The sequence below is a fragment of the Streptococcus viridans genome (assembly GCF_900636365.1).
Classification (GTDB): domain Bacteria; phylum Bacillota; class Bacilli; order Lactobacillales; family Streptococcaceae; genus Streptococcus; species Streptococcus viridans_A.
The window spans coordinates 698,847-713,541 of sequence record NZ_LR134266.1; the positions used below are offsets into that span (position 1 = coordinate 698,847).

Consider the following 14,695-nt stretch of genomic DNA (forward strand, 5'->3'; position numbering starts at 1 on the left):
AGCATCGATTGATTTCAGATTAAAGACAAAGTTATATTAGAAACTTTCCTTAGGTGAGTACGGACGTCAGCGAACTTCGAAGAAGTTCCATGACTTAGTTTTGGACCTAAGGTTCCAAAACTCCCGAGTGCCTGAAACAATTGTGTTTCAGGCACTTTTCTCACAGCGGAAAGTTTAAGTATAACTTTTAGTAAGCCAAATTGAGTATCTACTTATATTTTTTTTAGCATCACCTTGGTTGTTTTATGAAAAACAGTTTGTCTACATCAAAAAAGCACCTATCGGTGCTTTTAGTTTTCGATTTGTTTGATTTTTTCTTCTTTTTCACCGGACATCTTTTGTCCTAGTTGTTTTTTCGCGGCTTTTAACTCATGTTTTAATGAGAAATTTTTAGGAAGGCTGACTAAGAAAGTCACCAACGAACCGAGAAGGACACAGACCAGAATCAAAATGATGAGCGGGAGTTTAAATTGGACCAGCAAAAAGTTCACAGTCACCGTTTGCATATTGGCCAAGGAAATAATCGCAATGAGCAGTACAGAAATCAGTAGTGCAACATATTGTAGTTTTCGTTTATTCATTTTGTCTCCCTATTCTTCTAATTCAGCCTTACTTTTCACATCAGCGTATTCTTCCGCTTTTTCTAGACTTAAAATATCATCATAAGTCGCTAAGACGATATCTTGTCCATATTTATTCTTTAGAGCTGTTGTCACCAAGCGATAGGCCAAATTGGCATTTCGGGACAAGATAGGACCGTGGAAGTAGCTGCCAAAGACGTTCTTGTAATGAACCCCTTCGCAACCATCTTCTTTGTTGTTCCCATTTCCATAGACGACCTTGCCCAGTGGTTTTTCGTCCTTCGCCAAGAAGGTCCGACCTTGGTGGTTTTCAAAACCATAATAGGTCTCGTTGAACTCTTCATTATGGATTTTGATGTCGCCAATGTAGCGATTGTTTTCTTGGTTAAGGGTATAGTGTCCCATAATACCAAGTCCCTCAATGCGCTTGCCAGAAGCCTCAATGTAGTACTGGCCTAGAAGTTGAAAGCCACCACAGATAGCCAGGACCACCCCATCGTCATGAATGAAGCGTTCGATGTCTTCTTTTTTATCTGGTAGATCCTCGGATACAATAGTCTGTTCGTAGTCTTGGCCTCCACCGAAAAAGGCGATATCGTAGGTGTCTGGATCAAAGCGGTCTTTGAGCGAAACGATGTCCACCGTTACGCGAGCACCGAGCTTTTCCGCAACGTACTTGAGCATGAGGATATTGCCATTATCCCCATAAGTATTCATCAGATTCCCATAAAGATGGGCAATTCTCAATTCGTATTGGTAGTTTTCCTGATCAGGGGATTGTAGTGAAGTATACGTCATTAATTCATCTCCTTTTCAATCAGGTGTTCTTGAGCTAGCAATTCACGGAATTCTAGCATGGCTGTATAGGTGGCTAAAATATAGGCGTGAGGAGTAGTCTGTTCTTTTATCTGGGTAAAGACATCCTCTAATTTTGCATTTTCAGTAATCTGGTCAGCCGGATAGCCAGTGACCCGAAGTCGCCGAGCAATTTCTGAGTGTCGCACTCCACCAGCATTGATTTCTGGAATGTCCATCTGGGTGATTTGCTCAAAGTCGGCATCCCAAATCCAGCTGGTATCAATCCCATCTGCGTAGTTGGCGTTGAGAAGAACAGACAAGCTGAAGGGATACGGCGCTAGTTTGATCATTTCAATAGCCTGAGTAGCTCCAACCGGATTTTTGATAAGGACTAAGGTACATTCTTTATCCCCAATCTTAAAGGTTTCCTGACGACCAAAGACAGCCTTACTCTTATCGAAACCACGCTTAATGACGTCTGGGCTGACATCAAAATAATGGGCCACGGCAACCGCAGCGAGGGCGTTGTAAATATTATAGAGGCCCCCGATATTGATGTGGTAGTTTGTCCCGTTGATTTTAAAGTGAGAAGAAGTATTGGTCAACTCGGTCAATTCATTAACTGCCACTGTCAATGGAGGACGATGGAAGCCACAGCTTTCACAAATGTAATCTCCTAGATTGGCATAGGTGTTTAATTGGTAAGTTAAAATACCGTGACACTCTGGACAAACGATTCCTTCCGTATTGTAATGAGCTAGTTGCGGAGCAGTTTTTTCCGTGTCAAAGCCAAAATATTGAACGGGATTTGGTAGGGGAAGGGTATGGAAAAGAGGACTATCCCCATTCATCAGAACAGTCGCCTGTGGCGCTTTTTTAATCCCATCTAAGATCATCCGATAAGTCGTGTAGATTTCTCCGTAGCGGTCCATTTGATCCCGGAAAATATTGGTGATTACAAACAAGGTCGGAGTGATATAGTCACAAATTCGAGCCAGGCTGGCTTCATCGATTTCAAGAACTGCAATTGGACGACCAGAAGAACCTTTTGCGTTCAAGAAAGTAGTCGTAATCCCTGAAATCATATTGGCACCACTAGGATTGGTCACGATAGGTCCGAAAGCCTCCTGAAGAATGCCAACAGTGAGAGCTGTTGTTAGTGTTTTCCCATTCGTACCAGTGATAACCACAATTTCGTAGTTCTGGGCCAGGTATTGTAAAATGTCTTTATCAATTTGGAGGGCGATTTTTCCAGGAAGGGTAGAGCCACGACCAAGCAAACGCAAGAGGTGACTACTCGTTTTTCCGGCAATAAGCCCTATACTAGTCTTAATCTTCATAATTCATATTTTATCACAAAAACCAACAGAAGGTTACAGAAAAATCTGTTGAAACATGATATAATGATGTAGAGTAGTTTGAACGCGCTATCCATTTGCTAGAAGCCCTGTGTTTCCAGTAATCATCCACAGTTGTTAGCTGCGTGAAAAGCCTAGAAGAGAAGTGGTAGGTATGAGATTGTGAACATCCAACAATTGTCAAATCCCCAGTATTGGGCCAGTTTATTTCCCACTCCATGGAGTGTGGTTGTCAACCTGATTGACATTGCCCTAGTAGCTTGGTTATTGTATTATTTTATAAAAGCCATTGTCGGCACTAAAATTATGATTTTAGTCCGTGGTGTCTTGACCTTTTTCTTATTTGAGTTAGTTGCCAATATGATTGGTCTGACGACCATTTCTTGGTTGATCAACCAAATCATCACATACGGGGTCATTGCTGCGGTAGTGATTTTCTCTCCGGAAATTCGGACGGGATTAGAACGATTAGGTCGAGCAACTGAATTTTTCTCAACCAACCAGATTAGTACAGAAGAAAAATTGGTTCAATCCTATGTAAAAGCCGTTGCTTATATGAGTCCTCGAAAGATTGGTGCCTTGGTTGCTATTCAAGGGAGTAGAACCCTTCAAGAATATATTTCTACGGGTATTCCCCTCGATGCAGATGTTTCGGGTGAACTTCTGATTAATATTTTTATTCCCAACACCCCGCTTCACGATGGGGCAGTGATTGTCACCAATGATAAAATTGCTGTATCTTGTGCTTATCTCCCCTTAACAGAAAGCACGGGAATTTCAAAAGAGTTCGGTACGCGACACCGGGCTGCAATCGGCTTGTCTGAGGTAAGTGATGCCTTCACCTTTGTTGTTTCGGAAGAAACGGGTGGTATCTCCATTGCGAGAAATGGGAGCTTTAGATACGACCTCAGTATCGAAGAATTCGAACAAGAATTGCGTTCCTTCATTATTCCAGAAGATCAAGGAAAAAAAGATTTGAAATCAAGAATTTTTGGAGGACGTATCAAATGATTCCAAAAAGAAAAATTGTCTATATTGTGACATCAGTCTTTTTCTCAAGTCTCTTATTCATCATTGCCACCTCTGTTAATTTCCAGAATAACAGTAGTGCGCGTCAAGTGAGCTCTGAAACTTACACGAACACCTTAACCAATATTCCGATTGATGTAAAATATAACGATAGTAAATATTTTGTTAGCGGGATTAGTTCAGAAGTAACAGTTTTTCTGAAGGGATCTAACCGTGTCGCCTTAGCATCAGAAATGCAGGCTAGTACTCGTAAATTTAAAGTGGTAGCTGATCTGAGCAATCTGAAAGAGGGCCAGCATGAAATCACCTTAAAGGTCGAAGACCTGCCTTCAGGATTGACTGCAACCATCGAACCTCAGAAAGTTACTGCAAAAATTGGTAAGAAAAAAACGAAAAAGTTTGATGTTTCCGTCACGGTACCAGACAAACAAATTGCCCCAGGGTGGAGTCTCTCACATGTTACTTTTTCTGAGGATAAGGTCTCTGTAACCAGCGACCAGGACACTTTAGCCAAAGTTGATCATGTAGAAGCCATCTTCCCTGAAGGAGATCTTTTAAACAATACCTATACGGCAACCGTCTCCTTAAAGGCGGTAGATAGCGAGGGGAATGATTTACCTGTCATTATCTCTCCATCAGAGCTATACATGAAGATTGAGTTGAAACAGACAAGTTCTAGCTCTTCTTCATCCAGTTCCTCATCAAATAATAGCAATTAATAAAGAATCATCGAAAGGATTATCATAATGGGTAAATATTTTGGAACGGACGGAGTCCGTGGAGAAGCAAACGTCGAATTGACGCCAGAGTTGGCCTTTAAGCTCGGTCGATACGGAGGGTATGTCCTCAGTCAACATGAGCAAGAAACTCCACTTGTTTTCGTAGGACGAGATACCCGTATTTCTGGTGAAATGTTAGAAAGTGCTCTCGTAGCAGGTCTCCTATCTGTAGGGATTAAAGTTTATAAATTGGGTGTAATTGCAACACCAGGTGTAGCTTATTTGGTTCGTTCTGAAGGTGCAAGTGCTGGGGTCATGATTTCTGCCAGTCATAATCCAGCCCTAGACAATGGGATTAAATTCTTTGGGAATGACGGCTATAAATTAGACGATGACCGTGAACTAGAGATTGAAGCCTTATTGGATGCGGAGACTGATACTCTTCCTCGTCCTAGTGCAGAAGGTCTTGGAACAGTGATGGACTATCCTGAAGGACTTCGTAAGTATCAAGAATACTTAGTTTCAACTGGGACCCAGCTTGAAGGAATGCACGTGGCTTTGGATGCTGCGAATGGTTCCGCATCTACAAGTGCCCGCCAAGTATTTGCTGACTTAGGAGCACGCTTGACAGTTATTGGAGAAAGCCCAAATGGTCTCAATATCAATGACCAAGTAGGCTCTACCCATCCTGAGGCTTTGCAAGAGGCTGTCCGAGAATCTGGTGCGGCTATTGGTTTGGCTTTTGATGGTGATAGTGACCGTTTGATTGCAGTTGACGAAAATGGAGACCTAGTTGATGGTGATAAAATCATGTACATCATTGGGACCTACCTTTCTGAGAAGGGCCTCTTAAAAGATAACACTATCGTAACGACCGTCATGTCTAATTTAGGCTTCCATAAGGCTTTGGATGCCAAGGGCATTAACAAGGTTGTGACTGCTGTCGGAGACCGCTATGTGGTCGAAGAGATGCGGAAGTCTGGTTACAATCTAGGTGGTGAACAGTCTGGTCACGTGATTGTCATGGACTACAATACTACTGGGGATGGTCAGATGAGTGCCGTTCAATTGACCAAGATTATGCAAGAAACTGGTCGTACTTTATCAGATCTTGCATCAGAAGTTACCATCTATCCTCAAAAATTGGTCAATATCCGTGTTGAAAACAGCATGAAAGATAAGGCTATGGAAGTTCCTGCCATTCGCGCGATTATTGAAAAAATGGAAGCTGAAATGGCTGGGAATGGTCGTATCTTAGTGCGTCCAAGTGGTACCGAACCTCTTCTTCGTGTCATGGCAGAAGCTCCGACTGATGAAGAAGTGGATTACTATGTGGATACCATTGCTGCTGTAGTCAAAGATGAAATTGGTCTTGAAGATTAAATAAAGAAGTAAACTCTCCAAGCGAGAGTTGAGGAGGTCAATATGAAATATTTACGTCGAATCATGTGGTCCCTAGCCCTTGTTGCTACAGTTCTCTTTTCGAATGCTTTTGTGCAAACGATTCAAGCGTCAGAAGTCCTGTCTTATACGCAAACAGCAAGCTTAAGTAAGGACAATCAAGTAGTAAGCAGTGGAACTACAGTCTTATCAAACGAAAAATTGTCCGCTACCATCAATGTAGCCTTTCCAGATACACAATCCATTCAAGCAAGAGACACTCTGACCTTGTCTTTGCCGAAAGAATTAACCTTCTATACAGCTCTTGAATTTGATGTGGTAGAAGAAGGCCAAACAAATGGTCAGACAGTTGGGAAAGCTGTTGTCAATTCGGCAAACAAGACTGTAACGGTTACGTTTAACGATTATTTTGCTTCACACCCACTCAATAAACGCGTTTCTTTACGTTTTGATGTGAAAGTGGATACAGAGGTTGTTACAAAAACATCCCCATTGACTTTTAAAATTGGCAATACAGATTTTTCATTAAACTACGAAAAAACAGATGGTCAAGCTGGTGACTATGAAATGAAATATGGCTACCAAGATCAGACAGATCCAACGATTGTAAAATGGCGTATTATTTTAAATGCTCGTCAAGATATCCTTCGTGGAATGGTCATTAAGGATCAATTTGGAGATGGTTTGACACTGGTAGAAGGTAGTTTCCGTGCGGTTCGCTTTAATCCAGTAGATGGTGGAATTAGAAACGAAGCCCATATTTTAAGTCTGCCAGTATTAGACAATTTCAGTAAAAAAGCTGTCTTCGACAAGAATGCAGCTGGTCAGATCACAGGATTTACTATTGAATTTGGAGATAACTACCATTGGCCAATGTACATTGAATACTCTACTAGAGTAGCTCCTGGTACAAAAGTTGGAGATCTAGTTCATAACACCTTGACATGGACAGCAACCAATTTCCCTGAGCCTCGTAGTTTAACACGAGAAGTGAGACTGGAATCAGGATCTGGAGAAGGATTAGGTGAGAAAGAACAAACCCCACCGACACCAGATCCAAAGCCATCTAACCCTCAACCGGATCCAAAACCAAATCCAGATCCAAAGCCATCTAACCCTCAACCGGATCCAAAACCAAATCCAGATCCAAAGCCATCTAACCCTCAACCGGATCCAAAACCAAATCCAGATCCAAAGCCATCTAACCCTCAACCGGATCCAAAACCAAATCCAGATCCAAAGCCATCTAACCCTCAACCGGATCCAAAACCAAGTCCAGACCCAGAGCCATCTAAACCACAAACAGAACCGAAGTCATCAAATTCATCATCAACTTCTGTCAAAGAAGAAGAAACTCCAAAAACTGGGAAGAAAAAAGTTCTTCCAAGTACAGGGGAAAAGATGACGCCTCTTATCTTCCTTGTCGGTATCTTGGGATGTGCAGTTGCTATTACAGTGTTACGCTCTAAGAAGTTAACAAAATAATCCTCGTTTTTAAAAGGCTGGAATTTTCCAGTCTTTTTTAATTGGATGGATAAAAATAAATATACAAAAATTTGGTTGTGAAAAATCAACTGCCATACATTAGCTGTCTTTCTTCTAGAGGGTGGATGTTTGAAAAATGCCCTTTTTCGTGGTAAAATAGGACTAATGAATTTATTGTAATTGAGGTAAAAAACGTGGCTTTTGGAGATAACGGAAAACGTAAAAAAACTTTTTTTGAAAAATTGACTATGCTTGTCATTGTGATTATGTTGATTGTAACGGTTGGAGCAATTTTTGCTGCAGCTTTGGGTGCACTATCCTACTAAGGGACTACCAAGTAATACTTGGTTATAAAAGGAAAACGATAAACTATGAGTATGTTTTTAGATACAGCCAAGATTAAGGTCAAGGCTGGAAATGGCGGTGATGGCATGGTGGCCTTTCGCCGTGAAAAGTATGTTCCCAATGGCGGTCCTTGGGGAGGTGATGGTGGACGCGGAGGCAATGTCATTTTCGTTGTAGATGAAGGCTTGCGCACGCTGATGGACTTCCGCTATAACCGGCATTTTAAAGCTCAAAATGGCGAGAAGGGGATGACCAAAGGGATGCACGGACGGGGTGCAGAAGACCTCTATGTGCGAGTACCGCAAGGGACAACTGTACGAGATGCTGAAACTGGTAAGGTCATTACCGACTTGGTTGAAAATGGACAAGAATACATTGTCGCACTCGGTGGTCGTGGAGGACGCGGAAATATCCGTTTTGCAACTCCTAAAAATCCAGCTCCTGAGATTTCAGAAAATGGGGAACCAGGCCAGGAACGCGAACTCGAATTAGAACTCAAGGTCCTAGCAGACGTTGGTTTGGTTGGCTTCCCATCAGTAGGGAAATCAACTCTTCTCAGTGTGATTACTTCTGCTAAGCCAAAAATTGGAGCTTATCATTTTACAACCATCGTTCCAAATTTGGGCATGGTTCGGACTCCGTCAGGTGAATCCTTTGCAGTCGCTGACCTTCCTGGATTGATTGAAGGGGCTAGCCAAGGAGTGGGGCTAGGAACCCAGTTCCTTCGTCACATCGAGCGCACCCGTGTCATCTTGCATGTCATCGATATGTCAGCCAGTGAAGGACGCGATCCTTATGAAGATTATGTTCAAATCAATAAAGAGCTCGAAACTTATAATCTTCGTTTGATGGAACGTCCTCAGATTATCGTGGCGAATAAGATGGATATGCCGGAGAGCCAGGAAAATTTGAAAGAGTTCAAGAAAAAATTGGCGGCCAACTACGACGAGTTTGATGAACTGCCACAAATCTTCCCAATCTCTAGTTTGGCGCATCAAGGTTTGGACAACTTGTTAGAAGCAACAGCAGACTTGTTAGACAAAACACCAGAATTCTTGCTCTATACAGAAGAAGATATGGCGCAAGAAGAAGTCTACTACGGCTTTGATGAGGAACAACCAGCCTTCGAGATTAATCGTGATGATGATGCTTCTTGGATCTTGTCCGGTGATAAGCTAGAGAAGCTCTTCAATATGACTAATTTTGATCGCGATGAGTCTGTCATGAAATTTGCGCGTCAATTGCGCGGAATGGGTGTCGATGAAGCCCTTCGTGCGCGTGGTGCCAAAGATGGAGATATCGTACGTATCGGTAAATTCGAATTTGAATTTGTTGACTAGTTAGAGCTAAAGAGGAGAAGAAGATGGGAGATAAACCTATATCCTTTCGTGATAAAGACGGAAATTTTGTCTCTGCTGCAGACGTTTGGAATGCAGAAAAATTGGAAGAACTCTTTAATAAGCTGAATCCCAAACGTAAGTTACGCTTAGAACGGGAAAAATTAGCAGCATCCAGTGAAAATTAGGAATCAGGAGAAGAAAATGGCAAAAATAATTCACACAGACAAAGCACCGGCAGCAATTGGACCTTATGTTCAAGGAAAAATTGTAGGCAATCTTTTATTTGCAAGTGGGCAAGTACCTCTTTCACCAGAAACTGGTGAAATTGTTGGAGAAACCATCCAAGAACAAACCCAACAAGTGTTGAAGAATATTGCTGCTATCCTTGAGGAAGCTGGAACGGACTTTGATCACGTAGTGAAAACAACTTGTTTCTTAAGTGATATGAATGATTTTGTACCTTTTAACGAGGTTTACAAGACAGCATTTTCAAGTGAATTTCCAGCACGTTCTGCAGTAGAAGTGGCTCGCTTGCCACGCGATGTCAAAATCGAAATTGAAGTCATTGCAGAAGTTTAGTCTGAATAGAGGAATGCATTCGGGTAAAAAGAATGTTGGAGTGAGAGCCATCGACTGACCAACTGGAAAGATGATGCCCTCCTCCTTTTTTGTAAGGAAAAGGTGATTAGGATGACAGATACAGAAAAGACCATTCAACTGGTCATTGTAACAGGAATGAGTGGTGCAGGAAAGACCGTAGCCATTCAATCCTTTGAAGATATGGGCTATTTCACCATCGACAATATGCCACCAGCTCTCTTGCCGAAGTTTATTGAGCTGATTCAACTTTCGATGGACAATAACAAGTTGGCTCTCGTCGTGGATATGCGTAGTCGGTCTTTCTTTGCAGAAATTCGCTCCATTTTAGACGAATTAGAGAACCACGAAGGGATTGATTTTAAAATTCTCTTTTTGGATGCGACCGATAGTGAATTGGTTGCTCGCTACAAAGAGACTCGTCGTAGCCATCCACTGGCTGCTGATGGGCGCGTCTTGGATGGGATTACGTTGGAACGGGAACTTTTGGCTCCACTTAAAAACATGAGTCAAAATGTCATTGATACGACGGAACTAACGCCTCGTAATCTTCGTAAAGTGATTGCTGAACAATTCTCCAGACAAGATAGTCAGCCTGAGTTTCGGATTGAAGTCATGTCCTTTGGTTTTAAGTATGGTTTGCCTTTAGATGCAGACTTGGTCTTTGATGTTCGTTTCCTACCGAATCCTTATTACCAACCAGAGCTACGGAATCAAACGGGGCTAGATGATGATGTCTATAACTATGTCATGAATCACAAAGAATCAGAGGAGTTTTATCGTCATCTTTACGATTTGATTGCTCCCATCTTGCCTGCATACAAACGAGAAGGAAAATCCGTTTTGACAATTGCAGTGGGCTGTACAGGGGGTCAACACCGTTCAGTAGCCTTTGCTGCTCGTCTTGGACGGGATCTAGAGAAAGATTGGACGGTTAATATGAGTCATCGCGACAAAGACCGACGGAAAGAAACGGTGAATCGTTCATGAGAAAACCAAAAATGACCGTCATCGGAGGCGGTACAGGGATTTCCGTCATCTTGGATAGCCTTCGGAAAAAGGATGTTGAAATTACGGCTATTGTGACAGTGGCGGATGATGGGGGTAGTTCTGGGGAACTTCGAAAAAATATTCATCAATTGACACCACCAGGTGACTTGCGAAATGTGCTAGTAGCCATGTCTGACATGCCTCGCTTTTATGAAAAAGTCTTTCAATACCGTTTTGCAGAAGACGATGGGCCACTAGCTGGTCATCCTCTTGGGAATTTGATCATTGCCGGGATTTCTGAAATGCAGGGCTCGACCTATAATGCCATGCAATTGCTGACTAAATTTTTCCATACGACAGGAAAAATTTATCCTTCCAGCGATGTACCGTTGACCCTTCATGCCGTCTTTACGGATGGGTCAGAGGTCGCAGGTGAGAGTGAAATCGCCCATCATGAGGGAATGATTGATTATGTCTATGTCACCAATACCTATAATGATGAGACACCGAAAGCGAGTCGAAAAGTAGTAGATGCGATTTTAGAAAGCGATATGGTGATTTTAGGACCCGGTTCTCTTTTTACATCAATCCTTCCTAATCTAGTGATTGAAGAAATTGGACAGGCCTTGCTTGAGACGAAAGCAGAGGTCGCTTATGTCTGCAATATCATGACCCAACGTGGGGAGACAGAACACTTTACCGATAGTGACCATGTTTCCGTCCTTCATAAACACTTGAAGAAGCCGTTTATTGATACTGTTTTAGTCAATATTGAAAAAGTCCCTCAAGAATATATGGACACGAATCGCTTTGATGAATACCTGGTTCAAGTAGAACACAATTTTGCAGGTTTGAAATCGCAGGTTCCCCGAGTTATTTCAAGCAATTTCCTTCGCTTGGAAAACGGCGGCGCCTTCCATGATGGAGGAGCTGTGGTAGATGAGTTGATGCAAATTGTACAGGTGATTAAATGAGTTTTACCATTAAAGTAAAAGAAGAGCTCTTGACCCTTCATCGCTTTGAGAAAAGTGAGTTATCTGCTCTGATTAAGATGTCAGGTAGTTTGGGCTTGAGTATGGGGGGCTTAAGTTTGTCTTTGACAACGGAGAATGCTAAGATTGCCCGCCATATCTATGAATTAATTGTAGAGTTTTATCAGGTCAAATCTGACATTCGTCACCACCAAAAAACCAATTTGAAGAAGAATCGTGTCTATACTGTTTCTATTGATGAAAAAGTCGAAGAGATTCTTGCAGACCTACACTTAGCGGATTCTTTCTTTGGTATTGAGACTGGGATTGACCCGAGAATCTTAGAAGAAGATGAAGCGAGTCGCGCTTATCTGAGAGGCGCTTTCTTAGCAAGTGGGACCATCAAGGATCCGGAGTCTGGGCGCTATCAATTAGAGATTAGCTCTGTTTATTCTGACCATGCCCAGGACTTAGCAAACTTGATGCAACACTTCTTGTTAGATGCCAAGACTATCGAACGCAAAAAAGGAGTCGTCACCTATTTGCAGAGAGCAGAGGATATTATTGATTTTCTCATCTTGGTAGAAGCCAAGCAGGCTTTGGAAGAATTCGAATCTGTCAAGGTTTTGCGAGAGGCGCGCAATGATCTCAATCGAGCCAATAATGCTGAAATGGCCAATATTGCTCGTACAGTTACGGCTAGTATGAAGACGATTAACAATATTGTCAAAATCATGGATACTATTGGATTAGGTGGCCTTCCGGTTGAGCTTCAGGAAGTTGCCTATGTTCGAATTCAGAATCCCGACTATTCTATCCAGCAAATTGCGGATGCCTTGAAAACGCCTTTGACAAAAAGTGGCGTCAATCATCGCTTGCGAAAAATCAATAAGATTGCAGACGAGCTAGATAATCTATAAGAAAAAGCCTTTGAATTGTTTAATTCAAAGACTTTTTCTTATAAGCTAGTCGAGTGGACTGGTTGAACTTTCTTGTCTGGATAAATGTAGTTTATCGCATTATTTACCGCAGTCGGAGCCTCGCCTAATCCGGTCGCGATTAAGTCGATTTTCCCTTCGTAGAAGCAACAATCGCCACACGCGTAGATTCCTTCGCGACTGGTTTCTTGTTTGCGATTCACGAGGATTTTATGACGTTGGAGATCCAAGCCCCATTCTTTTAATTTTCCGACTGAGGATTTGAAGCCGTAGTTGACAAAGAGTTCATCGATGGGGAGTAATTGGGTTTCATCTGATTTAACCTTGGTGATTTCTAGATGGCTGGCACGGCCGTTTTCTCCGATTAACCGGCTAGGAACATGAGGAGTTTGAATAGAGACAGAAGAAGCTTTTAATTCTTCAACGCTATGTTCGAGAGCGCGGAAATTATCACGACGATGGACCAGAGTTGTCGGTGCGATTTTCTCAAAGGCTAGGGCCCAATCGACAGCAGAATCTCCTCCGCCTAGAATAGCAACTTGTTTGCCGGCATACTGTTGGATATTTGAAACATGGTAGTGGACGTTCTCGAATTCCTCAGCCCCGTCCACTTCTAAAGGACGTGGTTTAAAGGCACCACCACCCATCGCAATAATAACAGCACGACTGAAATGCTGGCCTTTATTGGTTTCAATCAGGAAGTGATCTACGTTTTTATGAATGTCTAAAACAGTTTCATTCAAACAAATATCGGTCTCGAATGTTTCTAATTGATCGATCAACCGTTGGGACAATTCTTCCCCTGTTAGGTTGGTAAAACCAGGAACATCCAGGATTCGTTTTTCAGGATAGAGAATAGCGGGTTGACCCCCTAGTTGAGGAAGGGAATCAATCAATTTTACTTTTACTTGACGCATATGGCCATAGAAGGCAGCAAAGAGCCCTACAGGGCCACCGCCGATAATGGTAATGTCATAGATTTCAGACATGATATCTCCTTTGTGATGTGTAACTAATCCTATTGTATCATAATTCGGAGTTAAATAGAAAGTGGAGGAGAATACAAGGATAGAAAAGGATGAATCAGGGGATTGAGAGATATTTTTTAAAAATAATGTTCGGTTTATTTACAAGTGTTCGATAATCTGATAGAATAAATTATTATTATTTTTATTTATAAGGAGATTATTCAAAAATGCAATTTGATTTTTGGGTTAAGGTTGCGACCGAATTTATTGCAACAGCATTATTGATTATTTTAGGAAATGGTGCCGTTGCAAACGTTGAGTTGAAGGGTACCAAGGGGCATCAAAGTGGATGGCTCGTGATTGCGATTGGCTACGGAATAGGTGTTATGATGCCAGCCTTGATGTTTGGTAACGTTTCTGGTAACCATATCAACCCTGCCTTTACGATTGGTCTTGCAGTTAGCGGACTCTTCCCTTGGGAAAATGTTTTATACTACATCGTTGCTCAAATTCTCGGAGCTATGTTTGGACAATTGGTTGTCGTTGCGACTCACCGTCCATATTACCTCCAAACTGAAAATCCAAACAATATCTTGGGAACATTCTCAACGATTTCTAGCTTGGATAAAGGAACTCCAGAATCACGTAAAGCAGCAACCATCAATGGTTTCGTCAATGAGTTTGCTGGATCATTCGTCCTTTTCTTCGGTGCACTTGCCTTGACAAAACACTTCTTCGGTGCAGAGGTTGCTTCTCTAGCTCAAAGAGCTGCGACTGAGCAGGGAGGTATTTTTGATGCTTCTTCAACAGCTGCAAAATTGGCTTTGTCACAAGCACATGCTCCTGGTCTAGGAGTTGCTCACTTGGCACTTGGATTCCTCGTTATGGCTTTGGTGACATCACTTGGTGGTCCTACAGGACCTGGTTTGAACCCTGCACGTGACCTTGGTCCTCGTTTGGTTCACGCCTTCCTTCCAAAATCTGTTTTAGGTGAACACAAGGGAGATTCAAAATGGTGGTACGCTTGGGTACCTGTTGTAGCACCAATCTTGGCTGCAATCGTTGCCATTGCCCTCTTTAGCTTCCTTTATTTGTAAGACCAGAACACTTTTCGTAGACATTACGGAAAGTGTTTTTATCTTTTGTTGAGTAAACAGTTTTTATAAAAGGAGTAG

16 protein-coding genes are annotated in these 14,695 nt (G+C 42.2%); 12 read left to right on the forward strand and 4 right to left on the reverse strand.

The features are described from left to right. Positions 1 to 290: 290 nt before the first annotated feature. The 3 genes from EL081_RS03765 to murT are packed head-to-tail and all read right to left on the reverse strand — an operon-like array spanning position 291 to position 2,719. Positions 291 to 581 carry a LapA family protein gene (locus EL081_RS03765; protein ID WP_048717218.1) on the reverse strand — a complete coding sequence of 97 codons (291 nt, stop codon included), beginning with the start codon at positions 579 to 581 and terminating at the stop codon, positions 291 to 293. Positions 582 to 590: 9 nt separating this feature from the next. Next, positions 591 to 1,379, reverse strand: coding sequence for a lipid II isoglutaminyl synthase subunit GatD (gene gatD / locus EL081_RS03770; protein WP_126404027.1), 789 nt, complete (start codon positions 1,377 to 1,379; stop codon positions 591 to 593). Next, the gene (gene murT / locus EL081_RS03775) at positions 1,379 to 2,719 is read right to left on the reverse strand and encodes a lipid II isoglutaminyl synthase subunit MurT (protein WP_126404028.1); all 1,341 of its coding nucleotides are present in this window, start codon (positions 2,717 to 2,719) and stop codon (positions 1,379 to 1,381) included. The genes gatD and murT overlap by 1 nt, the downstream gene beginning before the upstream one ends. A 180-nt stretch (positions 2,720 to 2,899) precedes the next feature. On the opposite strand from murT, the gene cdaA reads away from it, so the two are divergent. From cdaA to whiA, 11 genes are all read left to right on the forward strand, one after another. Further along, on the forward strand, positions 2,900 to 3,748 hold the full coding sequence (gene cdaA, locus EL081_RS03780) for a diadenylate cyclase CdaA (protein ID WP_126404029.1): 849 nt from the start codon (positions 2,900 to 2,902) through the stop codon (positions 3,746 to 3,748). Beyond that, entirely contained in the window at positions 3,745 to 4,485 is a 741-nt protein-coding gene (locus EL081_RS03785; protein WP_126404030.1) for a CdaR family protein, read from the forward strand. Before cdaA ends, EL081_RS03785 begins: the two co-directional genes overlap by 4 nt. 27 nt (positions 4,486 to 4,512) lie before the next feature. Next, complete coding sequence (gene glmM / locus EL081_RS03790) at positions 4,513 to 5,868, forward strand: phosphoglucosamine mutase (protein WP_126404031.1); 1,356 nt, start codon at positions 4,513 to 4,515, stop codon at positions 5,866 to 5,868. A 42-nt stretch (positions 5,869 to 5,910) separates the two neighbouring features. Then, positions 5,911 to 7,371 carry an Ig-like domain-containing protein gene (locus EL081_RS03795; protein WP_126404032.1) on the forward strand — a complete coding sequence of 487 codons (1,461 nt, stop codon included), beginning with the start codon at positions 5,911 to 5,913 and terminating at the stop codon, positions 7,369 to 7,371. Positions 7,372 to 7,565: 194 nt separating this feature from the next. Then, positions 7,566 to 7,697: a DUF4044 domain-containing protein gene (locus tag EL081_RS03800; protein ID WP_006596603.1), complete on the forward strand. Its 132-nt coding sequence runs from the start codon at positions 7,566 to 7,568 to the stop codon at positions 7,695 to 7,697. Between the two features lie 45 nt (positions 7,698 to 7,742). After that, a complete protein-coding gene (gene obgE / locus EL081_RS03805) occupies positions 7,743 to 9,056 on the forward strand; it encodes a GTPase ObgE (protein ID WP_126404033.1) in 1,314 nt (437 codons plus the stop codon). Positions 9,057 to 9,079: 23 nt separating this feature from the next. Then, positions 9,080 to 9,241, forward strand: coding sequence for a hypothetical protein (locus tag EL081_RS03810; RefSeq protein ID WP_006596601.1), 162 nt, complete (start codon positions 9,080 to 9,082; stop codon positions 9,239 to 9,241). Positions 9,242 to 9,257: 16 nt separating this feature from the next. Next, positions 9,258 to 9,635, forward strand: coding sequence for a RidA family protein (locus EL081_RS03815; RefSeq protein WP_126404034.1), 378 nt, complete (start codon positions 9,258 to 9,260; stop codon positions 9,633 to 9,635). 111 nt (positions 9,636 to 9,746) lie between these two features. After that, positions 9,747 to 10,643 (forward strand): RNase adapter RapZ, encoded by an 897-nt coding sequence (rapZ, locus tag EL081_RS03820; protein ID WP_126404035.1) that lies wholly within the window; start codon positions 9,747 to 9,749, stop codon positions 10,641 to 10,643. Continuing rightward, positions 10,640 to 11,617, forward strand: coding sequence for a YvcK family protein (locus tag EL081_RS03825; protein ID WP_126404036.1), 978 nt, complete (start codon positions 10,640 to 10,642; stop codon positions 11,615 to 11,617). Before rapZ ends, EL081_RS03825 begins: the two co-directional genes overlap by 4 nt. Continuing rightward, complete coding sequence (whiA, locus tag EL081_RS03830; protein WP_126404037.1) at positions 11,614 to 12,534, forward strand: DNA-binding protein WhiA; 921 nt, start codon at positions 11,614 to 11,616, stop codon at positions 12,532 to 12,534. The genes EL081_RS03825 and whiA overlap by 4 nt, the downstream gene beginning before the upstream one ends. Positions 12,535 to 12,572: 38 nt before the next feature. Here the strand turns inward: whiA and EL081_RS03835 are convergent, their stop codons facing one another. Then, on the reverse strand, positions 12,573 to 13,541 hold the full coding sequence (locus EL081_RS03835) for an NAD(P)/FAD-dependent oxidoreductase (protein ID WP_126404038.1): 969 nt from the start codon (positions 13,539 to 13,541) through the stop codon (positions 12,573 to 12,575). 206 nt (positions 13,542 to 13,747) lie between these two features. On the opposite strand from EL081_RS03835, the gene gla reads away from it, so the two are divergent. Next, entirely contained in the window at positions 13,748 to 14,617 is an 870-nt protein-coding gene (gene gla, locus EL081_RS03840; protein WP_023026647.1) for an aquaglyceroporin Gla, read from the forward strand. Positions 14,618 to 14,695: the final 78 nt, after the last annotated feature.